The organism is Acidipropionibacterium thoenii DSM 20276 (assembly GCF_000423445.1).
In the GTDB taxonomy this organism is placed as follows: Bacteria; Actinomycetota; Actinomycetes; order Propionibacteriales; family Propionibacteriaceae; genus Acidipropionibacterium; species Acidipropionibacterium thoenii.
On record NZ_AUHZ01000010.1, the window covers coordinates 39,789 to 65,111 of the forward strand.

At 68.8% G+C, this 25,323-nt stretch carries 14 protein-coding genes and 3 pseudogenes; 9 read left to right on the plus strand and 8 right to left on the minus strand.

Going from position 1 to position 25,323, the window contains the following annotated elements; all coding sequences use genetic code 11:
* The first annotated feature begins 8 nt into the window (after positions 1 to 8).
* Both G554_RS0104370 and G554_RS0104375 read left to right on the plus strand, forming a co-directional pair.
* A complete protein-coding gene (locus tag G554_RS0104370; protein WP_084648306.1) occupies positions 9 to 2,843 on the plus strand; it encodes an ATP-dependent RNA helicase in 2,835 nt (944 codons plus the stop codon).
* A 73-nt stretch (positions 2,844 to 2,916) separates the two neighbouring features.
* Positions 2,917 to 4,092, plus strand: a complete 1,176-nt coding sequence (locus G554_RS0104375) for a glycosyltransferase family 4 protein (RefSeq protein WP_027586959.1) — start codon at positions 2,917 to 2,919, stop codon at positions 4,090 to 4,092.
* Between the two features lie 585 nt (positions 4,093 to 4,677).
* Here the strand turns inward: G554_RS0104375 and G554_RS18575 are convergent.
* A pseudogene (locus G554_RS18575) lies at positions 4,678 to 5,118 on the minus strand (DNA-3-methyladenine glycosylase); the annotation flags it as partial.
* Positions 5,119 to 5,229: 111 nt separating this feature from the next.
* Here G554_RS18575 and thpR point away from each other — a divergent pair.
* Entirely contained in the window at positions 5,230 to 5,823 is a 594-nt protein-coding gene (gene thpR / locus G554_RS16635) for an RNA 2',3'-cyclic phosphodiesterase (protein WP_161626462.1), read from the plus strand.
* On the opposite strand, the gene G554_RS0104390 is transcribed toward thpR, so the two are convergent.
* Positions 5,802 to 6,131 (minus strand): hypothetical protein, encoded by a 330-nt coding sequence (locus G554_RS0104390; protein WP_036924574.1) that lies wholly within the window; start codon positions 6,129 to 6,131, stop codon positions 5,802 to 5,804. The genes thpR and G554_RS0104390 overlap by 22 nt on opposite strands.
* A 92-nt stretch (positions 6,132 to 6,223) precedes the next feature.
* The gene (locus G554_RS0104395) at positions 6,224 to 7,231 is read right to left on the minus strand and encodes a zinc-binding alcohol dehydrogenase family protein (RefSeq protein ID WP_027586962.1); all 1,008 of its coding nucleotides are present in this window, start codon (positions 7,229 to 7,231) and stop codon (positions 6,224 to 6,226) included.
* Positions 7,232 to 7,414: 183 nt separating this feature from the next.
* Between G554_RS0104395 and trxB the strand changes: the two are divergent.
* Positions 7,415 to 8,332 (plus strand): annotated as a pseudogene (gene trxB, locus G554_RS14630) (thioredoxin-disulfide reductase); the annotation flags it as partial.
* A 233-nt stretch (positions 8,333 to 8,565) separates the two neighbouring features.
* Positions 8,566 to 8,886 (plus strand): thioredoxin, encoded by a 321-nt coding sequence (trxA, locus tag G554_RS0104405; RefSeq protein WP_027586963.1) that lies wholly within the window; start codon positions 8,566 to 8,568, stop codon positions 8,884 to 8,886.
* A 216-nt stretch (positions 8,887 to 9,102) separates the two neighbouring features.
* Here the strand turns inward: trxA and nhaA are convergent, their stop codons facing one another.
* Entirely contained in the window at positions 9,103 to 10,935 is a 1,833-nt protein-coding gene (nhaA, locus tag G554_RS14635; protein ID WP_036924579.1) for a Na+/H+ antiporter NhaA, read from the minus strand.
* An 89-nt stretch (positions 10,936 to 11,024) separates the two neighbouring features.
* A complete protein-coding gene (gene dnaB / locus G554_RS14640) occupies positions 11,025 to 12,467 on the minus strand; it encodes a replicative DNA helicase (RefSeq protein WP_245569940.1) in 1,443 nt (480 codons plus the stop codon).
* A gap of 509 nt (positions 12,468 to 12,976) precedes the next feature.
* Between dnaB and G554_RS18730 the strand changes: the two genes are divergently transcribed.
* The 4 genes and pseudogenes from G554_RS18730 (at position 12,977) to G554_RS0104440 (ending at position 18,053) form a co-directional block, all read left to right on the plus strand.
* On the plus strand, positions 12,977 to 13,423 hold the full coding sequence (locus tag G554_RS18730; RefSeq protein WP_483756906.1) for a metal-sensitive transcriptional regulator: 447 nt from the start codon (positions 12,977 to 12,979) through the stop codon (positions 13,421 to 13,423).
* Between the two features lie 70 nt (positions 13,424 to 13,493).
* A pseudogene (locus G554_RS14645) lies at positions 13,494 to 13,958 on the plus strand (heavy-metal-associated domain-containing protein); the annotation flags it as partial.
* A 417-nt stretch (positions 13,959 to 14,375) separates the two neighbouring features.
* Positions 14,376 to 16,670 carry a heavy metal translocating P-type ATPase gene (locus G554_RS0104435; RefSeq protein ID WP_027586965.1) on the plus strand — a complete coding sequence of 765 codons (2,295 nt, stop codon included), beginning with the start codon at positions 14,376 to 14,378 and terminating at the stop codon, positions 16,668 to 16,670.
* 177 nt (positions 16,671 to 16,847) lie between these two features.
* Positions 16,848 to 18,053, plus strand: coding sequence for a septal ring lytic transglycosylase RlpA family protein (locus tag G554_RS0104440; protein ID WP_027586966.1), 1,206 nt, complete (start codon positions 16,848 to 16,850; stop codon positions 18,051 to 18,053).
* A gap of 305 nt (positions 18,054 to 18,358) precedes the next feature.
* Here the strand turns inward: G554_RS0104440 and G554_RS0104445 are convergent, their stop codons facing one another.
* Genes G554_RS0104445 through G554_RS0104455 form a run of 3 tightly spaced genes read right to left on the minus strand, consistent with a single transcriptional unit; the run spans position 18,359 to position 24,859 of the window.
* A complete protein-coding gene (locus tag G554_RS0104445) occupies positions 18,359 to 19,369 on the minus strand; it encodes a dihydroorotate dehydrogenase-like protein (RefSeq protein WP_027586967.1) in 1,011 nt (336 codons plus the stop codon).
* Positions 19,370 to 19,412: 43 nt separating this feature from the next.
* Positions 19,413 to 23,012: a pyruvate:ferredoxin (flavodoxin) oxidoreductase gene (gene nifJ / locus G554_RS0104450; protein WP_027586968.1), complete on the minus strand. Its 3,600-nt coding sequence runs from the start codon at positions 23,010 to 23,012 to the stop codon at positions 19,413 to 19,415.
* Between the two features lie 17 nt (positions 23,013 to 23,029).
* Positions 23,030 to 24,859, minus strand: a complete 1,830-nt coding sequence (locus G554_RS0104455; RefSeq protein ID WP_027586969.1) for an NAD(P)-binding protein — start codon at positions 24,857 to 24,859, stop codon at positions 23,030 to 23,032.
* Positions 24,860 to 25,323 lie beyond the last annotated feature (464 nt).

Sequence of the window (25,323 nt, forward strand, 5' to 3'; positions counted from 1 at the left end):
GGGACCTGTTGGCGCGGATCGGTGAGGGGCTGCCGGTCGCGGCCCGTGCCGACGAGCTTCGTGCCGGGCTGGCCACCGGAAGACTGGTGGTCCAGGCGCCGCCGGGCACCGGGAAGACGACCTTCGTGCCGCCGCTGGCCGCTGCGGTGGTGGCCGAGACGTCCGGCAGCGACCAGGTGGCCGACGCGGCCCGCAGGGCCCACCGGACCGCAGCCGGCAGGCCGGGCCGAGTCGTCGTCACCCAGCCCCGGCGGATCGCCGCGCGAGCCGCCGCCCGGCGTCTCGCCTCGCTCACCGGGACCCGGCTGGGGGAGTACGCGGGTCACACGGTGCGAGGGGAGTCCAGCACCACCGGATCCACCCGGGTCGAGTTCGTCACCACCGGGGTGCTGCTGTCGCGACTGCTGCGCGATCCCGAGCTGGCCGGCGTCTCCACCGTGATCCTGGACGAGGTGCACGAGCGGCACCTGGATTCCGATCTGGTGCTGGCGATGGTCCACGATCTGGCAGAGCTGCGCGAAGACCTCACCGTGGTGGCGATGTCGGCGACCCTGGATGCCGACCTCTGGGCCGGCCTGCTGGGATCCGGCTCGCAGGCCGGGTCCGGCCCGGCGTCCGACGGCCGGGCGGCGGTGGTCGAGATCCCCGCGGTGCTCCATCCCCTGGAGATCCGGTGGGCCCCGGCCGCCGGATCGCCCACCGACGCCCGTGGGGTGACCAGGGCCTTCCTGGCCCATCTGGTCGATGTCACCGCCACGGCGATGACCGAACTCGCCGCGGCTGGGCGGCCGCCGGCAGATCGACCGACAGCATCCGCCGACGCTGCGGATCGGCCTGCCGGAGCTGCCTCGGCTCTGGTCTTCGTCCCCGGGTCCCGCGAGGTGGACGCGGTGGTCAACGGCCTTCGGACCCGCCCCGACCTGGCCGGCGTCGACGTGATGGGGTTGTCCGGGCAGATGGACTCCCGCGATCAGGATCGCGCCCTGAACCCCTCCGCGGGACCGCGGATCGTGGTCTCCACCTCGGTGGCCGAGTCCTCCCTCACGGTTCCCGGGGTGCGCCTGGTGGTCGACTCCGGGCTGTCGCGCGAACCGCGTCTGGACCGTGGCCGGGGGATGACCGGGCTGGTGACCGTCCGCGAGTCGAAGGCCTCGGCCACCCAGCGCGCCGGCCGCGCCGCACGGCTGGGCCCCGGTCTGGCGATCCGCTGCCTGCGCGCCGCCGACTGGGCCGGGATGGACGACCAGACGCCGCCCGAGGTGCGCCACGCCGATCTTCTCGGGCCGCTGCTGGCGCTGGCCTGCTGGGGATCGCCGCGGGGGGTGGGAATGGCCCTGCCGGATCCCCTGCCCGCCGATCGGGTCGATGCTGCCGAGGCCGATCTGCGTGACCTCGGGGCACTGGACGAGACCGGTCGGGCCACCCCCTTCGGACGCCGACTGGCCGCCATCCCGGTCGAGCCACGGCTGGCCCGGGCCCTGTTGGTGGCCGCCGGGACCGTCGGCGGGCGCAATGCCGCCGAGGCGGTGGCGATGCTGTCCTCGGATGCTCGGGCCGAGGAGGGTGACCTGGTCGCGCTGCTGAGGTCGTTGCGATCGGGACGCCATCCCGCCTCGAGATCATGGCGTCATCAGGCCGATCGGCTCCAGGGGATGCTCGGCCGGGCCGATCGTGCAGGCGGATCTGGAGGTTCGCGCAGCAGCGATGCGGATCCCCATCGGGGGGAGGGGTCGGCGCAAGGGCGGCATCCGGAGGGTTCCCAGCCCCTGGACGTGATCGTCGGCAGCGTGGTCGCCCTGGCCCACCCCGGCTGGATCGCACGCCAACGAGGCGAGGGTTCTGCCAGCTACCTGCTGGCATCCGGCACCGGGGTCGACCTTCCTCGGGGTTCCCGACTGCTCGGCTCGAAGTGGTTGGCGGTGGCCGAGACCACCCGGGTGGCCGGCGGGGTCGGTTCCGGGGGTTCGGGATCGGGGGGTCGGACAGGTTCGCGGCACAGTGCCGGATCCGGGGCCCTGATCCGCGCCGCGGTGCCGATCGACGAGGGGCTGGCGAGGTCTGCTGCAGCTGCTCTGGAACACGTCGCCGATCATGCGATCTGGGGTGCCGGGAAGGTCGTCGGGCGTCGCGAGCACCGGCTCGGCGCGATCGTGCTCAGCTCCACCCCGATCAGGCCCGGGCGTCAACAGGCCAGGCAGGCGGTCATCGAGGCGCTGCGCAGCGAGGCTCCGAACGAGGGCCTGGGGGTCGACCCGAACCGGGGCACCGGCGTCTTCACCTGGAGTCGCAACGCCATGGAGCTGCGCAATCGTCTGGGTCTGCTGCACCGGGTGATGGGTGACCCCTGGCCGGCGATGGAGGAGCAGAGCCTGGTCGAGAGGGCCGAGGAGTGGCTGGGCCCCGAGATCGATGCGCTGGCGAGGGGTGGGTCGGCGTCGGGCCAGTCGATGGCCCAGGCGCTGCGGCGTCTGCTGCCCTGGCCGGCCGCCGGGCGACTCGACGAGCTGGCCCCCGAGACGGTGCCGGTGCCGAGTGGGTCCCACATCCGGCTGGAGTACCCGGAGGTGGGTTCGGACCAGGCCCCGGTGCTGGCGGTCAAACTCCAGGAGTGCTTCGGCTGGTCGCACGGCCCCAAGGTGTGCGACGGCCGGGTGCCGGTGGTGCTGCACCTGCTGTCCCCGGCCCGCAGGCCGCTGGCGGTCACCGATGACCTGGCCAGTTTCTGGGTCAACGCCTATCCACAGGTGCGTGCCGAGAATCGCGGCCGCTACATCAAGCACCCCTGGCCCGAGGACCCGCTGACCGCCCCGCCTCGTCGAGGCACGACCAGATCGGGCCGGTAGCGTCAGCCCTCCCGAACCCCTGAATCCGCGGCTTTCGTTAGGCTGGGAGCCACGCCGTCATGCAGGAGGACAGATGCCCAACCGTCGGGTCACCGTCATCAACCACTACGCCTTTCCCCCGGGCTCCGGCGGCATCACCCGCAACTTCGACATGTTCTCCCGGCTGAGGAACTGGACCCCGCACTTCTACGCCGCCAACATCAATCACACCTCCGGCCAGAAGATGACGGTCGATGACCCCCGCTACACCCTGGTCCCGATCCCCGAGTACTCCGGCAACGGTGCCAAGCGGGTGCTCGGCTGGGTGGCCTTCGCGGTCGGCGCCGGAGCCCGCGCGCTGGTCCGCCCGGCCGACGTGATCTTCGCCTCCTCCCCGCAGATCCTCGCCCCGGCCGCCGCGATGGTGGTCGCCAAGCTGCGTCGCAAGCCATTCGTGGTGGAGATCCGAGACCTGTGGCCCGACTCCCTGGTCTCCGGCGGGGCGGTCAAGGAGGGATCCCTGCTGCACAGGGTCCTGGTCGGTCTGGAGCGCACCATCTATGCCAACGCCCGCCAGATCGTCGTGGTCCCCACGGGCTGGGAGGAGCACTTCGAGGAGCTCGGGATCAACACCGACAAACTCACCGTCGTCCCCAATGGCGCCGACCTGGCCGAGTACGAGGTGGCCGAGTCCAAGGAGGAGCTGCGCTCCCAGTACGGGATCACCGGGTTCACAGCGGTGTTCTCCGGCACCCATGCCAATTACGTCGGCCTGGACCTCATCGTCGACGCCGCCCAGGAACTGCCCGACGTGAACTTCCTGCTGGTCGGCGGCGGAGCCCGCAAGCAGTGGGCGATCGACGAGGTGGCCGCTCGCGGGCTCACCAATGTCACCTTCCACGACCAGGTCCCCAAGTCCGAGCTGGTGCGGATCCTCAAGGCCTGCGACGTCGGCCTGCACACCGTCACCCCCCAGCAGGTCTTCAACAAGGGGATGAGCCCCAACAAGCTCTACGACTACATGGCCGCCGGGCTGGCGGTGGTGAGCAATGCCAAGCTGCCGCTGCGCGACGTCATCGTCGATGACGAGGTCGGCGCGGTCGTCGAGCCCTTCGACCTGGTCGAGGGGATCTCCCGGGTGCGCGACGCCGATCAGGCCACCATGGATCGTTGGCACGCCCGTGGCCACGAACTGATGGCCGATCGGTTCAGTCTGCAGGCCAGCGTCGACAAGCTCGAGGCAGTGCTGGACAAGTCGCTGTACCGGTAGCGGCTGCCAGGTGGTGACGGCGGCTGCCAGGTGGTGACATCGGCTGTCCACGTTCTTCGTCGGAGCTGGTCGGCTTGGCGTTGGTTCCCTGATTCGGCCTGTCCGCAGTGGTTCCGGAGCTGGCTTGCTCCACGTTCGTCCTCAAAACCGACGTTCGTCCTGGAATTCCAGGACGAACGTCGGTTTTGAGGACGAACGTGGAAATGGGGGGTGTCCGGGGGCTTTGCCGGGGCGGATTCGGTGGGGTCGGGGGGGGGTGTGGGGGGGCTTCCTCGGCCTGGATCAGTGGCGTCGGCCGGAGACGGTCGGGTCGCCGGGGATGATGAACCGCCAGAGAGCATCGGCGTTCTTCGAGATCCCGATCCGAGTGGTGGTCTGCCAGCGGCCGGCAGTCCCGGCCGGTTCCAGGCACCAGTCCGAGGGAGCCGCAGGGAGCTGGTGCGCGACCGCATCGCCCGGGTCGGCACTGTGACCGATGGGCTGAGAGAGATCGCCGGGTCGGGCACGCTGGTGTCGAACCTGACAGCGGTGCTCGCTGAGGTCTTCACGGCCGCGGGCCTCGATCTGGTGTGGTCGAGCCTGTCCGGAGGAGACCGCAGGTCCAGGGCCGAGGGCCAGCACCGCGCCGGTGTCGCCCAGCACGGCCGCCAGAGCCTGACCGAGGTTTCCCGGACCGCTGGCCAGCTTGCGGTCCGCGATCCGGGCACCCCGGCGGGTGCGGGCGAGATCGTGACCTCCGACCACCTCACCGGCTCGCAGCAGCACCGCCGACGCCACCCCATCGGGGGAGCAGACCACATTGACGCAGTGGTGGATTCCGTAGGACAGGTACACATAGATCCGCCCCGGCGGCCCGAACATCACATCCGCCCGGCCGCCCGGCCCGCGGAAGGCGTGGGAGGCCGGGTCGGCCGGACCGAGATATGCCTCCACCTCGGTGATCCGCACCCCGACCCCGGCATGCCAGATGACGGCCCCGAGCAGCATCGGCGCCACCTCGGTAGCCGGAAGTGAGAGGTCGAGCACCCCTTGAGGATAGGGCGCGGGCCGGCGGAGATGATCCGTTCGCACTGCCGGGCTCCGCCGGAACTGGCCGTATCCCTTGAGATCGGGGTCACTATCGCCGAGGATCGAGCCATGGGCAGTCGCATGTACCTGGCACTGGTGCCACCGGCCGAGGTCATCGAGGCCGTCGACGACATCATCGATGAGTTCAGCCGCCGCCAGCACCCCCATGATCCGCGTAAGACGCGGTGGGCCCGCCACGGTGGCGCCCACATCACGTTGGCCTTCATGGCATCGGTGCGCGACCCCGAGGCTCTGCTCGACGCCGTCAGCGACGAGCTCGCCCGGGTGCCTCCGCTGACCCTCGGGCTGTCGGGGGCAGGGGCCTTCCCCGACCCGGTGTCCGGCCGGCTGCTGTGGTTGGGGGTCGACGATCCCAGGTCGGTGCTGCCGGATCTGGCCCGCACGATCAGGTCAGCGGCCCGCGACGCCGGCGCCCACCCGGAGGGCGGAACCTTCAGCCCCCACGTGACCCTGGCGAGATGTCATCGAGGCGATCTCACCGGTGAGGTGGATGCCCTGTCGACTTTCCGGACCGACACCTGGCTGGCACGCACGGTGAGCCTCATCGAGTCGGTGGCGGACAGTACGGGATTCCACGCCCAGGTGGTCGGTGAGGCCGTCCTCAACGGGCTGGACTGGGATCAGATCCGGTCGCCGAAGTAGTGCGAGGCTCCGGCTGCGGCGGCGGTGACGACCAGCACCGAGGGCCAGGCCCCGATCCGCTTGGCCAGCGGGTGGGACAGCCCGAAGGCGGCCAGGTACCCGGCGCTCAAGGCCGCGGTGGCGACCGGCCCCTTGCGGGCCAGCCAGCTCCGCCCGGCCAGTGCCCCGGCGGCTGCCAGCACCACCCCACCGATGGGCCGGACGCCGGTTGCCCGGGCGATCTGCCAGCCTCCGATCAGGCCCGCGGCCAGTATCGGGGCGGTGGGCAGTGAGCCGGCATCGGGCAGATGGCGCAATGGATTGATCATGGCTCCAGCTTAGGTACGCCGACGACGCCGCCACGAAGCCCTGCCAGGCGTCGGCCTCGACGGGGCTCACCAGGCGTCGGCCTCGACAGTGTTCACCAGGCGTCGGCCTCGACGACGACCTTCCCGATCATGTGCCCCGACTCCACCATCTCGGTGGCCTTGCGCAGGGTCGCCGCGTTGATCCCCTTGAGCCGCTCGGTCATCGTCGACCGGATCCTGCCGGACTCCACCAGCTCGGCCACCCGGGCCAGGATCCGGCCCTGCTCGGCGATATCGGAGGTGTGGAACTGGGTGCGGGTGAACATCGACTCGGCGACCACTGCAAGAGACTTCGGTTTGAGCGCGTTGGTGTTGAGATTCGGCATCGCGTCGATCACCACCAGGGTCCCGAAAGGCGCCATGATCTCGGCGAAATCGCCCTCACGTCCGGCCGAGTAGGCCGACAGGACGCCGTTGAACCCCTCGACGCCGAGCTCCTGAACCTGGTCGGCGAGCGGTCGATGGTGGTCGATGGTGGCATCGGCGCCGAGGTTTCGGCACCACTCGTCGGACTCGGGGCGAGAGGCAGTCGCGATCACCGGACCGGTGGTCAGCGTCCGGGCGATCTGGATGGCCATCGACCCCACTCCGCCGGCCCCGCCCACCATCAGGAAGGCGTCGTCGTCGGACAGCCCGATGTGCTCACGGATCGCCTCGGATGCTGTGATCGCGGTCAGCGGAAGAGCAGCAGCCGCGGCTGTCGGCAGTGTTCCGGGACGCCGTGAGGCCACCCGCTGGTCGATCAGGGTGTAGCGGGCATAGCAGCCGGGGCGGGTGCGGTCCCCGGCGAACCACACCTCATCGCCGACCTTGAGCTCCTCGACCGCCTCACCGACGGCCCTCACCTGGCCGGCGCCGTCGAAGCCCAGCACCAGCGGTTCGGCTGGCTTGCCGGCTCCCTGACGGATCTTGACGTCAACGGGATTGACCGAGACCGCCCGCACCTCGACGAGCAAGTCATTGGGTCCCGGCGTCGGCACCGGCAGCTTGACATCGACCAGGCTGTGCGGGTTCGTGATGGGCAAGGACTCGGTGACGGCTACCGCGGGCATCGTGGGCATGGTTCCACGCTAACCGCTTTCGGCTCGTCGGGGGGGGCACCGATCAGATGGCCGGGTGCCATGGCGCCCAGCGATGGTCCGTGACGTGATGGCGAGGGCCGGCCTCGGGATGATTCCGGCCCTCGAATGGGTTGACTGAGCAGTGCCGTAATCTGGGGCACCGGCACGCTTCGAAAGGACGATATGCGCGACGTCATCATCATCGGGTCCGGCCCGGCCGGGTTCACCGCGGCGATCTACGCCGCCCGGGCGAATCTGAAACCGCTGCTGATCGCCTCCTCGGTCGAGGTCGGCGGAGAGCTGATGCAGACCACCGAGGTGGAGAACTTCCCAGGATTCCCCGAGGGGATCATGGGCCCCGACCTGATGGATCGGATGCAGAAGCAGGCCGAGAAGTTCGGCACCGAGGTCGTCTACGACGACGTCACCGCCCTCGACATCACCGGCGAGGCCAAGAGGGTCACCACCGGGGAGGGACAGACCTTCGAGGCGCGCAGCCTCATCTACGCCACCGGCTCGGCCTACCGCAAGCTGGGCTGCGACCGGGAGACGGAGCTGTCGGGCCGCGGGATCTCGTGGTGCGCCACCTGCGACGGCGCCTTCTTCCGCAACCGCCACGTCGCGGTGGTCGGCGGTGGCGACTCGGCGATGGAGGAGGCCACCTTCCTGTCGCGGTTCGCCTCGAAGGTCACCGTGATCCATCGGCGGGACGCCCTTCGGGCCTCGGCGGCGATGGTCGAGAGGGCCGAGAATGATCCGAAGATCGACTTCCGCTGGAACTCCACGGTGGTCGGCTTCGAGGGTGACCAGAAGGTCACCGGCATGATCCTGCGCGACACCGTCACCGGAGCCGACTCGCAGATGCCGATCGACGGCGTCTTCGAGGCCATCGGTTCGGACCCGCGCACCCACCTGGTGCACGGCCTGCTCGACCTCACCGAGGCCGGCACCATCGCGGTCGATGGCCGCAGCTCCCGCACCTCGGTGCCCGGTGTCTTCGCCGCCGGCGACGTCATCGACCCGATCTACAAGCAGGCCGCCACCGCGGCCGGCTCCGGGGTGGTCGCCGCCCTGGACGCCCAGGCCTATCTGGCCGAGCTGGATGACGCTGCCACCGCACAGATCGGCGAGGCCGATCAGCCCGACGAGATCGAGAGGACCGGCGAGGTCGGGAACAGTCAGGACGCCGGCGACGTTGAGACGGCGAATGCCACGGCAACTCAGCTGGACCCGGCCGATGCGGCCGCCGCCCACGTCTGACTGCCGACGGCTGCACATCCAGTGGGACTACCCACGCACAACTTTCAGACAGCACACCTCAGGAGGTAACTGATATGGCCATCGAGGTCACTGACGCCAGTTTCGATGCTGACGTCCTCAAGTCCGACAAGCCCGTTCTGGTCGATTTCTGGGCCAGCTGGTGCGGCCCGTGCCGCCAGGTCGGCCCGATTCTCGAGAAGATCGCCGACGAGCACGCCGAGGCCATCACCTTGGCCAAGGTCGATGTCGACGCCAACCCGGCCACTGCCCAGCAGTACGGCATCACCTCGATCCCGGCGATGTTCGTGTTCAAGAACGGCGAGGTCGTCAAGAGCTTCGTGGGCGCCCAGCCCAAGCCTGCGCTGGAGCGTGCGCTGGCCGAGTTCATCGGCTGAGCCGACTTCTCACAACGCCGAAGGGCCCCGGTGGATCGATCCACCGGGGCCCTTCGGCGTGCTGCGGACCGGCCCCACGCCGTGGCGGCGTCCACCGGGCCGTGTCGTCCACCGGGGCCGTGGTGGCCGGCGGGCCTGCAGAGAGCTGCTCCCGGTGGGCACACCATCCCCGGTGAGGGGGAGCGGTCGGCGTCCTCGATTCGGGTTCTCAGGCGCTCACAGCGCGGCCCGGACCCGGGCCACCAACTCCATCGAGTGCAACGGGCCGTCCACCCTGGTGCCGTTGAGGTAGATCAGCGTCTTCTCCTCGGTCTCGGCGTTCTCCATGTCCAGGTTGTCGTTCTCCACCCGCTCCCAGTCCTCCTGATGGCTGATCCGGGTCTCGAACCTCTCGACGTCCAACCCGATCCGCTCGGCGATCGAGCGCACGCAGTCGGTGTCCAGGGCGTTTCGCTCGGCGATCAGGGCGTCGTGCATCTCCCAGAACCGGCCCTGCTCGGCAGCGGCCTCCAGAGCCAGCGCACCGGTGATCTCGGCCCCCTCGACGGCGTGATGACGGAAGACGATCCGAACCGAGTCGCCCATCGCGTTGCGGGTCTGTCGCAGTGCCACCGCGGTCCGACGCCGGTAGTCGTAGCCGATCGGGGAGTAGACGACCAGGGTGACCGGCGCATCCTCACGACCCCGGATGTGATCGTCCTCGGGGTCGACGGGCCGCTCCAGCTTCTCCCCGGCCGGGCGCGGCAGCGGCATGAGACGTCGACTCACCCGGAAGATCGCCCAGGACAGCGCCAGGGCCAGCATCGAGGCGGCGATGACGCCGACTCGTGCCTGGTCGGCGGCCATCGGGTCGTCGATCGCCATCCCGACCACCAGCAGGGAGATCGTGAATCCCATCCCCGACAGGGCTCCGACGCCGGCCAGCCGGGGTCCGTCCAGGCCGGGCAACCGGGAGCCGGGGGACAGCTTGAGCACCACCATGGAGGCTCCCGCGATGCCGAGCGTCTTGCCGACCACCAGGCCGGCAATGATGCCCCAGGTCAGAGTGGAGGCGAATGCCGCCGCCAGGGTGCTCCCCGACAGCACCACCCCGGCATTGGCCAGCGCGAACAGTGGCACGACGAGGTAATTGACATAGGGCGCGATGGCCGTGGACAGTCGCTGGTTCATCGGCACCGAGAAGGTCACCGCCTCGCGGGCCCGCTGGGCCATGTCGGGCTGGGGAGCCTGGCGGAACTGGTCGAAGATCTGCGAGGCGAACTGAAGATCCTTGCGCCGCGGCGGGTAGACCGGCATCAGCAGGCCGATCAGGACCCCGGCCAGGGTGGCGTGCACCCCCGAGACGTAGAAGCATCCCCAGGTGTAGATCGCCAGCAGCAGATAGGGCCCCACCCGCCAGACGTTGAGCCTCTCCAGTCCCCACACGCCGAGCAGCCCGATCCCTGCCAGCAGCAGGGCGATGAGGTTGAGGTTGCTGGTGTAGAACACGGCGATCACCGTCAGCGCTGCGATGTCGTCGATGACGGCCAGGGCGAGCAGGAAGGAGCGCAGTCGCGGGGCGTTGCGCGGTGCCACCACGGCCAGCATCCCGACCGCGAAGGCGGTGTCGGTGGAGATCACGGTGCCCCAGGCCGCAGCATGCTCGGAGCCCCCGGCGATCGCCAGGAAGAGCACTGCCGGCAGCACCAGCCCGCCCAGGGCGGCGGCCACCGGGAGGATGGCGCGGCGTCTCGACCTCAGCTCCCCCAGGGTGAGGTCGCGACGGACATCCAGGCCGACCATGAAGAAGAACAGCGCCATCACGCCCTCGTCGACCCAGTGGTAGATGCTGAGCTCGAAGTCGGCGCCACCGAGGATGAAGCCGAGGTGCACGTCCCAGAAGGACTGGTAGCTGTGGCCGATATTGGCCCACACCAGAGCGGCGATGGTGGCCGCCGCCAGCGCGATCGCGGCATAGGTGTCGTTGTTGAGCCACCGATGGAATCTCATCGAGGGGCGCATGGTCGGCAGGGTTCCGGTGGTCATCGCGTCTTCTGGGTGATGGTCCATCTACTCTCCTTCATGGTGGCGGCCTCAGGTCCGGATCCCGTCGACCCGGGTCGGACGGCGTCACCCCCCATGATCGGGTATCCGCAAATTCACTTGTGCAGGTCGACGAATCGCGAGTAATGGCCCTGGAAGACCGTCTGGATGGTGGCTGTCGGGCCGTTGCGGTGCTTGGCGACGATGAAGTCGGCCTCCCCGGCGCGCTTGGACTCGCGGTCGTAGACGTCCTCGCGGTGCAACAGGATGACGATATCGGCGTCCTGCTCCAGGGAGCCGGACTCGCGCAGGTCGCTGACCATCGGGCGCTTGTCGGTGCGCTGCTCGGGGCCGCGGTTGAGCTGGGACAGCGCGATCACCGGGATGGCGAGCTCCTTGGCCAGCAGCTTGATCTGGCGGGAGAACTCGGAGACCTCGATCTGGCGGGACTCGACCTTCTTGCCAGAGGTCATCAGCTGCATGTAGTCGATCACCACCAGCTTCAGATCATGCTGCTCCTTGAGACGCCGGGCCTTGGCCCGGATCTCCATCATGGTGAGGTTGGGGGAGTCGTCGATGAACAGCGGGGCCGAGGAGATCTGGGTGGTCTTGGCGACCAGCTTCTGCCAGTCCTCCTCGTTGAGCTTGCCGCCGCGGATCCGCGACAGCTCGACCCCCGCCTCGGCCGACAGCAGCTTCATGACGATCTCGGAGTGGCCCATCTCCAAGGAGAAGATCGCCGTGGTGAGGCCGTGCTTGATGGCCGCCGCGCGGGCGAAGTCCAGCGCCAGGGTGGACTTTCCCATGGCCGGGCGGGCCGCCACGATGATCATCTGGCCGGCCTGGAAGCCGTTGGTGAGGTCGTCCAGATCGGCGAAACCGGTCGGGATGCCCGACATCGAGTCTCCCCGGGCCTCGATGGCCTCCATCTCGTCGAAGGTGGACTCGAAGAGTTCCGAGAGCGGGTGGTAGTCCTCGGCGATCTTGCCGTCGGTGACCTCGTAGAGGGTCTGCTGGGCGGCGTCGACGATGTCGGGGACATCCCCCTGGGCCTGATATCCCATCTGTGAGATCTTCAGGGAGGCCTCCACCAGGCGCCGGAGCACCGCCTTGTCACGCACGATCGCCGCGTAGTAGGAGGCATTGGCCGCCACCGAGACACTGGAGAGCAGGTCGGCGAGGTAGACGTGGCCGCCCGCCTGCTCCAGCTGGCCGTGTCGCGACAGCTCGTCGGCGACGGTGACCGGATCGGCCGGTTCGCCGCGTCCGTAGAGGTCCAGGATGGCGTTGAACACCAGCTCATTGGCGGGACGGTAGAAGTCGCGCGGTTTGAGGGCCTCGACGGCGTCGGCGATGGCCTCCTTGCTCATCAGCATCGCGCCCAGCACGCTCTGCTCGGCCTCCAGATCCTGGGGAGGGGTGCGGTCGAGACTGGGGCCCGGGTTGGCGGGTCCGGAGTATCCCTGGCCGGGATAGCCACGATCGACAGGGCCCCGATCGGCGCGGTCCGGGCGTGCGGCGCTGCCGGATGTCGGGCCTGGGCCGGTGGTCTGGGACATCCGGGCTCCTCTCCCTGGGCATCACGTCGTACCGGAAGATGCACACGATACAGCCGCCAATTGTCGCACGCCCACCGTCCTACGGCATCTCGAGCGCCCGGCGCCTTGACGCAGTGGTCGCTGCTGGGATACGGCGGACCCGGGTGCTCTGACGGGGGAGTTATCCACAGGCCCTGTGGATTGCCGGTGGACATCTGCCATCAGCCTGGGGATGGCGGGCCGACAGCGGGGCACAACTCACCTGTCGCTGCCCGGCCGCAGCTGTCGCCATTGCTCTGACAAGGGGAGATGTAGAGGTGTGGGGGAGTCGGCGAGGTACTCCGCCGTCCCCGCAACTGGGACGTCGAGCGGGTTTCATGATGCCCCTCGGGGTGGTATGGTCCCGCCTCTCCCGCGGACACCGGAGCGTTGTCCACAGCTGTGGGACGCCCTTGACGGGCTTCGGATGGCCATCTGGCCGCCTTGAAGGAGATACCCCCTGCGGGTATAGTTCAGCGTGGAGGTGGGCGATGAACGAGACTGTCAAGGACACCGACAGCTGCTGCGCAGCCGATGCGGCGGGTCAACGGCGCACGGATGTGATTCATGCGGCGGAGGGCCAGGCCGTGGTGGAGCACCTCGCGGCCGGTCATGCCGACGATGCCTGCGGGTCCGGGGATGACTGCGGGCATCCGCAGCACGGCTACCTGGAGCACAAGGCGGCGCACCTGAGACGGTTGCACCGGATCGAGGGGCAGGTTCGCGGCCTGGAGCGGATGGTCGATGAGGAGAAGTACTGCATCGACATCCTCACCCAGATCGCGGCGGTCAACTCCGCCCTCAAGTCGGTCTCCCTGGAGCTTCTGTCCGAGCACATGGACCACTGCGTGGTCCGGGCTGCGCGGGCCGGCGGCAAGGAGTCCGAGGCCAAGATCGCCGAGGCCAACCACGCCATCGCGCGGCTGGTCAGATCCTGAGCCGGCCGACCCGCACCCACCGGACATCCTCACCTCTCACAGCTTGAGACAACACCCCAGGAGGGCACCCATGCAGAAGACGTACACCATCAACGGAATGACCTGTGAGCACTGTGTCAAGGCCATCACCGAGGAGGTCTCGGCCATCGACGGCGTCAGCGATGTGCAGGTCTCGCTGGCCTCGGGCTCGATGGACGTCAGCTCCGAGTCGCCGATCGAGTTCGCCAGAATCGAGGCGGCCGTCGACGAGGCCGGCGACTACACAGTGGGTCAGGCCACCAGCCTGGACACCGCCGGGCATCCTGGTGGTGAGTGCGGCTGCGGGGGCCACGGACACCATGGCGAGAGCCAGGACGCCGCCGAGTCCGGTTGCGGATGCGGCTGCGGGGGCCATCAGGAGACGGCCGACGCCGCCGGGGCCGAGTCCGGTTGTGGGTGCGGAGGTCATGAGGGTCACCACCACAGCGGCGAGGCCGCTGAGAAGCATGCCTCCCACGCCGAGGGCGAGTCCTGCGGTTGCGGGAGCCACCAGGCCGAGTCCGGTTGTGGGTGCGGAGACCATGAGGGTCACCACCACAGCGGCGAGGCCGCTGAGAAGCATGCCTCCCACGCCGAGGGCGAGTCCTGCGGTTGCGGTGGGCATCACCACCACCAGACGGGCGAGGCGAACTCCCACGTCTTCGCCGCCGACGGCACCCAGGACGCCGACGCCGAGCATGTCGAGCACAAGGGCTTCCTGGGTCGGCTGCTGCACCACTGAGTCCGATCCGCACGGGTCCTCAGGCGGCGGCGCCGTCGCCCGACGACGCAGCGATGCCGCCGGGCCCGTCCCGGCGGGCACCGCTGAATCGCCCCCTACGGCGTCATCCCCACATCTGAACACCTATCTCCCGCACGCCCCCGGCGCGAGCCGAGCGGGCAGGCGCCGGGAGGGATTCCGGAAGGAATCGACATGACCGTCACGAGCACTGACGGGCGGACCGCTGACCAGCACTCCTCCCGCCGGTCCATCGACCTCGACATCCAGGGCATGAGCTGCGCCTCCTGCGCCGCCCGCATCACCAAGAAGCTCAACAAGATCGACGGGGTCGATGCCACCGTCAACTACGCCACCTCCAGGGCTCACGCGCTGGTGCCGGCCGGCACCACCGAGCAGGACCTCATCGATGTCGTGGAGCGCACCGGCTACGGCGCGAGCATCCCGACCCCCGACTCCCAGGCCCCCGACCGGGCAGCCGACCTGCGTCGGCGTCTGATCATCGCGGTGATCCTGTCGGTGCCGGTGATGGTGATCTCGATGGTCCCGGCCCTCCAGTTCGACGCCTGGCAGTGGGTCTGCCTGGCCCTCACCCTGCCGGTGGTGATCTGGTGCGCGCTGCCCTTCCACCGGGCCACCTGGGCCAACCTCAGACACGGCGCCACCAGCATGGACACCCTCATCTCGATGGGCTCGCTGGCCGCTCTGGGGTGGTCGCTGTGGGCGATGGTCCTCGGGCATGCCGGGATGATCGGTATGAAACACACCGCCAGTCTCACCTTGACCCGCGGTGGCGCCGGAGGGGCGATCTACCTGGAGGCCGCCTGCGGGCTGGTCACCTTCATCCTGGCCGGTCGCTACATCGAGGCGCGCAGTCGCCGGGAGGCGGGCTCCGCCCTCGCGGCGCTGATGGCGATGGGGGCCAAATCGGTGCGGGTGCTGGGTGACGACGGCGTCGAGTCCGAGGTGCCGATCTCCGCCCTGACGGTCGGCCGGCGGTTCGTGGTGCGCCCCGGTGAGAAGGTCGCCGCCGATGGCGTCGTCGTCTCGGGATCCTCGGCCGTCGACGCCTCCCTGGTGACCGGCGAGTCGATGCCGATGGAGGTCGGCCCCGGGGACCGGGTGATCGGGGCCACCGTCAACGCCAACGGGCACCTGGTGGTGCAGGCCACCGCGGTCGGCTCGGACACCCAGCTGTCCCAGATCGCGCGGCTGGTCGAGCAGGCCCAGGTCGGCCGTTCGGCCACCCAGGATCTGGCCGACAGGATCTCGGCGGTCTTCGTTCCGACCGTCATCGGCCTGGCTGTCGTCGTGCTGGCGATCTGGCTGCTGGTCGGCGAGGGGCCGACCGCCGCCTTCGGGGCCGCGGTGGCGGTGCTGATCATCGCCTGCCCGTGCGCCCTCGGACTGGCGACGCCGACCGCGCTGCTGGCCGGTACCGGGCGGGGGGCACGGATGGGGATCGTGATCCGCGGCCCGGAGGCCCTGGAGCGAGCCCACCGGATCGACACCGTGGTGATGGACAAGACCGGCACGGTCACCAGCGGGACGATGAGTGTCGTGGGGCTGCTGGGGCCGGATGGCGCTGCTCTGGCTGCCGACCGCCCCGATGCCGCACCGACCGGGCCCGCGGCCCGGCTGCGTGCCGTCGCTGCGGCCCTGGAGTCGGGCTCGGAGCATCCGATCGCCCGTGCCGTGGTGGCCGAGGCGGGGCGCGACCAGGCCGGCTCCGGCCCCTCGGTGAGCCAGTTCACCGCCCTGTCCGGCTCCGGGGTGCGCGCCCTCGTCGATGGACAGGTCGCTCTGGCCGGACGGCCCGGGCTGCTGCGCGAGGCGGGTGTCGCGCTGCCGGACGGGCTCGTCAGCGCCGTCGATGAGGCGGCCTGCCAGGGACGGACAGTGGTCGTGGTGTCCCAGGGCGGTGACCTGCTCGGCGCCATCCTGGTCGCCGACACCATCCGCGAGACCTCTGCGGCGGCGATCGCGCGACTGCACCGCGACGGGGTGCGCACCGTGCTGCTGACCGGTGACAACGCGGGGGCGGCCGGCTATGTGGCCGATCAGGTGGGCATCGATGAGGTGCGCGCCGACGTCACACCAGCCGGAAAGCTGGACGCCGTCGAGGAGCTGCGCGGCCAGGGGCGCAAGGTCGCCATGATCGGCGACGGCGTCAACGACGCCGCGGCGCTGGCCGGAGCCGATCTGGGGATCTCGATGGGCACCGGCACCGATGTCGCCATCGCTGCCAGCGACATCACCTTGACCCGAGGGGACCTGGGCCTGGCGGTCGACTCCCTCAAGCTGTCGAGGGCGACCCTGCGGACCATCCACCAGAACCTGTTCTGGGCCTTCGCCTACAACGTCATCGCCATCCCGGTGGCCGCACTGGGGTATCTCAACCCGATGGTGGCCGCCGCGGCGATGGCCTTCTCCTCGGTCTTCGTGGTGACCAACAGCCTGCGGCTCACCAGGTTCCGGATCCGGCACTGAGTCCACGAGCGACCTGGCATCCACCAGCTCGGCGCGCCGTTTACTTAACTTTCTCAGCGAATATTTGGGTTTCTTCGGGTTCTCCTATAGTCTGAGGCAGTCGGTGGCCGAGAGGCCGTCGTACAAGTTCCCAGATAGCGCGGGCGGATCACCGTCCCACCGAATCGAAGAAGTTGCATGTCAAAAGTTGTTGCCGCTGCCGTTGCAGGAGCCATCACGCTCACCACAGCTGGTGGTCTGACCGTCGCCAAGGTCCTCGACCGTGAAGACGTCACCATCTCCTTGGACGGGGTGTCCCAGCAGGTCAAGGTCAAGCCCGGCACCGTCGGGCAGGCCCTGGCAGCCCAGGGGATCACGATCGGATCCCACGACTCGGTCCAGCCCGGGGTCTCCACCATGGTCACCGACGGCACCCTGATCGCCGTCAACTACGGCCGCAAGGTCAACCTCGACATCGACGGAAAGCCCACCACCCGGTGGACCACTGCCCGGACGGTCGCCGATGTGCTCCAGCAGCTGGATCTCGACAACCCCAAGAACATCGTCTCGATGAGCCGCTCGGCCGGGATCTCCCGCCAGGGCCTGAATCTGGACGTCGCCACCGCCAAGAACGTCACCGTCAAGGCTCAGGGCAAGACCTACAAGGTCACCACCCCCGGGACCGTGGCGGAGGCCCTCAAGGCGGCCGGCATCGACTACGACTCCAACGACATCTCCAGCCCGGGGCTGGGCAGCGCGCTCACCGACGGGATGGCGATCGACTGGACCAAGGTCGACTCCAAGAGCACCGTCAAGAAGGTTGCGGTCGGCTTCGACAAGAAGTCGGTCAAGACCAACAGCCTCACCAAGGGCGACACCAAGGTCACCACCAAGGGCGTCAACGGCGTCAAGGAGGAGACCTGGGTGATGACCTACCACGACAGCAAGCTGGTCTCCAGCAAGATGACCGCCAGCAAGCAGGTCAAGGCCCCGGTGACCGAGGTGACCCAGGTCGGCACCAAGGCTCCTGCCGTCACCAGCTCCAGCAGCTCCAAGAGCTCGAGCAGCTCGTCCAGCAGCTCCAGCTCGGGCAGCGCCTCCAGCTCCAACCCGGTCAGCGGGGGCACCACCTGCCAGGCCTCGACCTACGGCGCCGGTGACGGCACCGCCGGTGGCCCCACCGCCTCCGGAGAGACCTTCGACCCCTCGAGGATGACCGCGGCCTCCAAGACCCTGCCGCTCGGCTCGACCATCCGGGTCACCAATGTCTCCAACGGCCGCACCGTCACGGTGCGGATCAATGACCGCGGCCCCTACGTGGGCGGCCGCTGCCTGGACCTGTCCACCGCTGCGATGAATGCCATCGCCCCGGGTGAGGGTCTCATCATGGTCCGCTACGCCTGAGCCCTGCGCCTGAGCCTGCCAGTCGTAGGTTCCCAGCATCGCGCACAGCGCCCACAACGGCGTCCCACGGAGATCCGTGGGACGCCGTTGACGTGTGCGGCCGACCTGCCGGGCTGACCAGGTGGGCACGCCGCTGACCGGGTGGGTCATGGATGAAGGGTGGCCCACACCGCTGAACGAGTGGCACCGCTGACCGCCTCGCGCACCGCCCGCGTCGATGGCTGCGGGCAGGCACAGGGGGCGTGGGCCCAGCGGCCCACGCCCCCTCGTCCGACCCTCAGGCCGACACCCTCAGGCCCAGATCCTCAGGCCCCGTAGGTGGCCTTGGCCTTCTCCAGGGCGGCCACATAACCATTGCGCTCGTACTCGGAGCTGGAGGCATCGGAGGGCACCGCGAGCAGGCCGCGGGCCTGCTCCAAGGTCAACCCCTTGCGTTCCAGCCACTCGGAGACCCCCGAGAGCAACGACGCCGCATAGGAGGCACCATGACGCACCAACGCGGAGGTCGTCATCACGACATCGGCGCCGGCCAGCAGGTACTTCAGGACGTCATCGGCGGTCTCCACACCGGAGGTCGCGGCCAGTGAGGCCTTGACCCGGCCCGACAGGGTCGCGATCCAGGTCAGCGGAACGCGGGCATCGGTGGGAGTGCTCAGCCACACCCCGGGAACCACCTCGAGCTTCTCGGGGTCGATGTCGGGCTGCAGGAAGCGGTTGAACAGCACCAGGCCGTCCGCCCCGGCAGAATCCAGCCGGGCGATCATATTGCCCGGCGCCGAGAAGAACGGTGAGAGCTTCACCGAGACCGGGATGTCCACGGCCTCGCGCATCGCACTGACGATCTCGACGTGGCGCTCCTCCACCTCGGCGCCGGTGGTGGCCAGGTCACCGGGGACCATGTAGATATTGCACTCGATACCGGCGGCGCCGGCGTCCTGCATGCGATGGGCGGTCTCCACCCAGCCGCCGTTGGTCGCCCCGTTCAGTGAGGCGATCACCGGGATGTCGACGGCCTTGACGGAGGCCTCCAGATGGGCGAGGTACTCGGCGGTGATGCCACCCTCGTTGGACTGGACGGTCGGGAAGAAGGACAGCGACTCGGCGAAGGAGTCCATGTACTCCAGCTCGAGCTCGGCCTGGCGGGCCTCCTCGTGACGCACCTGCTCCTCGAACAAGGAGTACATCACGATGGCCCCCACGCCCGAGTCGGCCAGCGCGCGGACGCCGTCGAGGTTCTGCTGGATCGGGCCGGCCGAGGCGACCAGCGGTGACCGCAGGTCGAGGCCGAGGTACTTCGTCGACAGATCGACGCTCATTGACATGCCTCTCGTAGTTCAGGAAATGGGTACCGGCAGGGACTCAGGAGCGCGAAGACCCGGCGGCGAACTCGGAGGTCCGGGCATCGAAGGTGAACCGGTCGGCCGACCGGGTCGCCATCTCCTCATACTCGGTCCAGCGGCGTTCCACGGTCCGCTGATCCAGGTCGAGGAACTTCTCGGCGGCCTCCGGGTTGGACTTGGCCAGCATCTTGTAGCGCAGCTCGAGCTTGGTGTACTCGCGCCAGCTGATGTCGGGGCGCGGGGAGTCGAGCAGGAAGGGGTTGAGCCCCTCCTCGGCCAGCACCGGATTGAACCGCATCAGCGGCCAGTGCCCGCAGTGCACCGCCTTGTACTGCTGGTCCAGGCCGTTCTTGAGGTCGTAGCCGTGGGCGATGCAGTGGCTGTAGGCGATGATGATCGAGGGGCCGGGGTAGGCCTCGGCCTCCCGGAAGGCCCGCAGGGTCTGCTGGGGATCGGCGCCGAAGGCCACCCGGGCCACGTACACCGAGCCGTAGGCGATGGCCTGCATGGCCAGATCCTTCTTGGCGGTCGGCTTTCCGGAGGTGGCGAACTTGGCCACCGCCCCCATCGGGGTCGACTTGGAGGCCTGGCCGCCGGTGTTGGAGTACACCTCGGTGTCCAGCACCAGGACGTTGACATCGCGTCCGGAGGCCAGCACATGGTCGACGCCGCCCGAGCCGATGTCGTAGGCCCAACCGTCGCCGCCGATGATCCACACCGAACGGCGCAGCAGGTGATCGGCCACACTGGCCAGATCCCGGACCTGCGGCGTCTGCTCCATATCGGCGAGGATCGCCTGGAGGGTGTGCACCCGCTCCTGCTGGGACTGCAGGTCGTGCTCGGTGAGCTGGGGGGCGTTGAGCAGGCCGTCGACCAGTTCCGGATTGAGACCCTCCGACAGCTGTCCCAGCCGGACCTTCGCCAGCTTGGTCTGGACATCGGCGGCGAGCCGCATCCCCAGTCCGAACTCGGCATTGTCCTCGAACAGCGAGTTGGACCAGGCCGGGCCGCGGCCATCGGCGTTCTTGCCCCAGGGGGTGGTCGGCAGGTTGCCGCCGTAGATCGAGGAGCAGCCGGTGGCGTTGGCCACCTCGGCGCGGTCGCCGAACAGCTGGCTGACCAGCTTGACGTAGGGCGTCTCACCGCAGCCGGCGCAGGCACCGGAGAACTCGAACAGCGGCTGGAGGAACTGGGTGCCGCGCACCGAGGCGAAGTCCACCCGGGAGCGGTCGTTGACCGGCAGGGTCTCGAAGAAGGCCTCGTTCCTGCGCTGGGCGGTCTTGTCGAGATGCTCGACCAGGTTGATCGCCTTGCGGTCGGGGTGGGCGGTGGGCCGCACCGGGCAGGTCTCCACGCACAGCCCGCAACCGGTGCACTGATCGGGCACCACCTGCAGGGTGTAGTTGGACTCCGGCAGGCCGGCGGCATTGAGGGTGGCGGTCGGGAACCCGGCAGGCGCCCCCTCCAGGGCCGACTGCGGGTAGTACTTCGCCCGGATGACGCCGTGCGGGCAGACGAACGCGCAGTTGCCGCACTGGATGCACTCGCTGGGATCCCACTCGGCGATGAGGTCCGACAGCGTCCGCTGCTCGAACTTGGTGGTGCCGGCCGGGTAGGTGCCGTCGTCGGGAACCGCCGAGACCGGCAGGGTGTTGCCCAGTCCCTCGATCATCTTGGAGGTGACGTCGCGCACGAACTGCGGGGCGTCGGCGGTGACCGGCGGGATCAGCCCGTGGGTCGAGGTGACCTGGTCGGGGACGGTGACCTGCTGGAGGTGCTCCAGGGAGGCGTCGACCGCGGCATGGTTCATCTCCACGATCTTCTGGGACTTCTTGCCATAGGTCTTCTGGATCGAGTCCTTGATCCGCTTGATCGCCTCGTCACGCGGCAGCACCCCGGAGATCGCGAAGAAGCAGGTCTGCAGAATGGTGTTGGTGCGGTTGCGCAGCCCCACCTTGCGGGCCACCGGCAGGGCGTCGATGGTCCACAGGTTGATCTTCTTGTCGATGATCTGACGCTGCATGGAGTCGGGCAGGTGATCCCACAGCTCGGTGGCGTCATAGGGGGCGTTGATGAGGACGGTGGTGCCCTCGTGGGCCATCGTCAGGACGTCGATCGACTCCAGGATGTTGAAGTTGTGGACGCCGATGAACTCGGCCTGGCTGACCAGGTAGGGGGACTCGATGGGGTGCGGCCCGAACCTCAGGTGGGAGGTGGTCCGCGACCCGGACTTGCGCGAGTCGTACTCGAAGTAGCCCTGGGCGTAGGTGCCGGGATCGGATCCGAGGATCTTGATGGTGTTCTTGTTGGCGCCCACGGTGCCGTCCGAACCCATTCCGAAGAAGACTGCGCGCAGCGTCTCGGGATCCTCGATGTCCAGATCGGAGAAGGGCAGCGACAGGTGGGTGACGTCGTCGTCGATTCCGATGGTGAAGTGCGGACGCGGCTGGTCCAGCTCCAGCTCGGCGACGATGCCGGCCACCATCCCGGCGGTGAACTCCTTGGAGGAGATGCCGTAACGGCCACCGGAGATGATCGGCATCCGACTGCGGGTGCCACGGGAGACCGCCTGGGAGAGTGCGCTCATCACATCGAGGAAGAGCGGCTCGCCCTCCGAACCGGGCTCCTTGGTGCGGTCCAGGACAGCCACCGTGCGGGCAGTCTCGGGAATCGCCGCCACGATCTCGGCGGCCGGGAAGGGACGGTACAGCCGGACGATGACGACGCCGAGCTTGTGACCCTGCTTGTTGAGGTGGTCGATGGTGTGCTGGACGGTCTTGGCGCCCGAACCCATGCAGACGATCACCGACTCGGCCTGCGGATCGCCGTAGTAGTCGACCAGGTGGTACTGGCGTCCGGTCAGTTCGGCGAACTGGTCGAACAGCGACTGGACGACGCCGGGCACCTTCTCGTAGTACTGGTTGGCGGCCTCGCGGGCCTGGAAGTGGATGTCGGGGTTCTGCGCGGTGCCGCGGATGAACGGGTGGGCCGGCGACAGGGCGCGCTCGCGGTGGGCGTGCACCAGGTCGTCGGTGATGAACTGGCGGATGTCGTCATCGGAGACGGTCTCCAGCACGTTGAGTTCATGGGAGGTGCGGAAGCCCTCGAAGAAGTGCATGAAGGGGACCCGTGACTGCAGGGTCGCCGCGTGGGAGACCAGAGCCAGGTCGTGGCACTCCTGGACGGTGGCCGAGCACAGCATCGCGAACCCGGTCTGGCGACAGGCCATCACGTCCTGGTGATCACCGAAGATCGACAGACCCTGGGCGGCCAGCGACCGGGCCGCCACGTGGAAGACCGTGCTGGTGAGCTCACCGGCGATCTTGTACATATTCGGAATCATCAGCAGCAGGCCCTGGGAGGCCGTGAAGGTGGTCGTCAGCGCGCCACCCTGGAGGGCGCCGTGGAGGGCCCCGGCGGCACCTCCCTCGGACTGCATCTCGATGACGGTGGGGATGTCTCCCCAGATGTTGTGGCGCTTGGCGGTGGCCCACTCGTCGGCCGTCTCGGCCATCGGGGAGGACGGCGTGATCGGGTAGATCGAGCAGAGCTCGCTGCAGCGGTAGGCGACGGAGGCGGCGGCCGTGTTGCCGTCAGCGATGATCCTGGTGCGTTCCATGACTTTCTCTTCTCCGCTCAGTTCTCAGGGGTGACGGTCGGCGCGGATCCGGCGGTTGCGGCGTCCAACTTGGCAGGGACGACGCCGGTGCGGGCCTCCGGTCCGAAGACCGCCGGGCTCGGTTCGGGGCGGACCGCCCAGCCGGGAGTCGGGTTGCCGGCTCCGGGGATGGACTCGATCGGGGTGGCCTCGGGGACCATCTCGATGGCGTGCACCGGGCACTGGTCGAAGCAGGTGGCGCAGCCGGTGCACTTGTCGTAGTCGAACTCATAACGGTGCCCGGGGCCGAGCTTGATGATGGCGTCCTCGGGGCAGGCCCCGTAGCAGCCGTCGCACTCGAAGCAGTTGCCGCAGGACAGGCAACGGCCGGCCTCGAAATGGGCCTGACGCTCGTCCAGGCCGCCGACCACCTCGTCGAAGTTGACGCGCTGGGTCGGGTCGAGCTCGGGCTGGTGGCGGCGCAGGTGGTCGCCGAAGTACCAGACGTGCAGGTCATTGAACTCGGCGATGCCCTCCCGGGGGGTGGCCTGGGGCTCGTCGCGGCGCAGCCACCGGTCGATCTGGCGGGCGGCCCGCTTGCCGTGGCCGGTGCCCACCGTGACGGTGCGCTCGGAGGGCACCGTGTCGCCACCGGCGAAGACGCCGGGGACATCGGTCATCAGGGTGGCGGGGTTGACGTCGACGACGTCGTTCTTGAACCGCATTCCGGGCAGCTTGTGCAGGAAGCCGGTGTCGGCCTCCTGTCCGACGGCCAGGATGACGGTGTCGGCCTCCAGCTTCTCGAACCGGCCGGTGCCGTGCGGCTTGCCGTTCTCGTCGAGCTCCATCACCTCGACGGTGAGGTCGTCGGAGACGTCGGTGATGGTGCGCAGCCAGTTCATCTGGACGCCCTCGCGCTCGGCCTCCTCGCGCTCCTCGGCGTGCGCCGGCATCTGGTCGGCGGTGCGCCGGTAGACCACGATGGACTCCTCGGCGCCCAGTCGCTTGGCGACCCGGGCAGCGTCCATCGCGGTGTTGCCGCCGCCGTAGACGGCCACCCGGCGTCCGATCATCGGCTTCTCGCCGGAGCCGACCTGGTGCAGGAAACTCACCGCGTCCAGCATCCGGGAGGCGTCGGTGGTGGGGATGTCGACCCGCTTGGACAGGTGCGCGCCGATCGCCACGAAGACGGCGTCGAAGCGGCCCTGGGCCTTCTCCTCGGCCAGGTCGGTGACGTTGTGGTTCAGGACGATCCTGACCCCCAGGTCGGTGAGACGGCCGATCTCGGCGTCCAGCACCTCGCGGGGCAGGCGGTACTCGGGGATGCCGTAGCGCATCATGCCGCCGGCGGCGTCGCCCCCGTCGTGGATCTCGACCTCGTGACCCATCATCGCCAGGTGGTAGGCGGCCGACAGTCCGGCCGGGCCGGCGCCGATCACCAGCACCCGGTGCCCGGAGCGGACGGTGGGCTGATGGAAGGACCAGCCCTTCTCGATGGCCAGGTCGCCGAGGTAGCGCTCCACCGAGTGGATCGAGACCGACCCGTCCAGGTCGGCGCGGTTACAGGCCACCTCGCAGGGGTGGTAGCAGACCCGCCCGTGGATGGCGGGGAAGGGGTTGTCGGCGGTCAGCTGACGCCAGGCCTTCTCCTCCTCGTGGGCCTTGATGAGACGCAGCCACTCCTGGATGTTCTCGCCGGCCGGGCAGCCGGCGTTGCAGGGGGGCAGCATGTCCAGATAGACGGGACGACGTGTCCGGACCGGGGCTACCCGGCCGGTGGTGGTGGCCAGGTCGGGCCTGGTGGTGAGGTCCTGGTGATCCACAGGGGGGATCTCACCCTGAGGGCTGTACGGGGTGACCGTGCTCATTCCTGACTTCTCCCTTTTGGTGCCGAGTCGCTCGGTGAGGAACCGTTGATGCCTGGCGGTGTGGTGCGGTCTGCGGGCCCCGGAGGTGGGCACGTCACATCTCATCGTCAACTTCATCGGCGATGCTAAACCCCGTTGCGCGTTTGTTCAGCACCGGGGGTGCCTATTGCGATTATGTTCACGATGTGTTGCGAAATTGGTGTGAGGAATGACACAGGACAGCGCTTTCCCGGGGCCGGGCAGTGGAGTGTAATTGAAAACGGGCGGCATTCGTTATTGGTGAGGAATGCGCTTTCCGAAGGGTCGATGTTGCTCGGGTCGGCTCCACCGGGGGTCGCGGACGGTGCGGATCGGTGCCTGGGCCAGCCCGGTGGTCGCTCCCTGGACCTTGGACTGCCACGTTCGTCCTCACATCTGGCGTTCGTCCTGGAATTCCAGGACGAACGCCAGATGTGAGGACGAAC

Coding starts and splice junctions, on each gene's coding strand:
- G554_RS0104375 (WP_027586959.1), top strand. CDS start 2,917: ATGCCCAACCGTCGGGTCACCGTCATCAACCACTACGCCTTTCCCCCG.
- thpR (WP_161626462.1), top strand. CDS start 5,230: ATGGGCAGTCGCATGTACCTGGCACTGGTGCCACCGGCCGAGGTCATC.
- G554_RS0104390 (WP_036924574.1), bottom strand. CDS start 6,131: ATGATCAATCCATTGCGCCATCTGCCCGATGCCGGCTCACTGCCCACC.
- G554_RS0104395 (WP_027586962.1), bottom strand. CDS start 7,231: ATGCCCACGATGCCCGCGGTAGCCGTCACCGAGTCCTTGCCCATCACG.
- trxA (WP_027586963.1), top strand. CDS start 8,566: ATGGCCATCGAGGTCACTGACGCCAGTTTCGATGCTGACGTCCTCAAG.
- nhaA (WP_036924579.1), bottom strand. CDS start 10,935: ATGGACCATCACCCAGAAGACGCGATGACCACCGGAACCCTGCCGACC.
- dnaB (WP_245569940.1), bottom strand. CDS start 12,467: ATGTCCCAGACCACCGGCCCAGGCCCGACATCCGGCAGCGCCGCACGC.
- G554_RS18730 (WP_483756906.1), top strand. CDS start 12,977: ATGAACGAGACTGTCAAGGACACCGACAGCTGCTGCGCAGCCGATGCG.
- G554_RS0104435 (WP_027586965.1), top strand. CDS start 14,376: ATGACCGTCACGAGCACTGACGGGCGGACCGCTGACCAGCACTCCTCC.
- G554_RS0104440 (WP_027586966.1), top strand. CDS start 16,848: ATGTCAAAAGTTGTTGCCGCTGCCGTTGCAGGAGCCATCACGCTCACC.
- G554_RS0104445 (WP_027586967.1), bottom strand. CDS start 19,369: ATGAGCGTCGATCTGTCGACGAAGTACCTCGGCCTCGACCTGCGGTCA.
- nifJ (WP_027586968.1), bottom strand. CDS start 23,012: ATGGAACGCACCAGGATCATCGCTGACGGCAACACGGCCGCCGCCTCC.
- G554_RS0104455 (WP_027586969.1), bottom strand. CDS start 24,859: ATGAGCACGGTCACCCCGTACAGCCCTCAGGGTGAGATCCCCCCTGTG.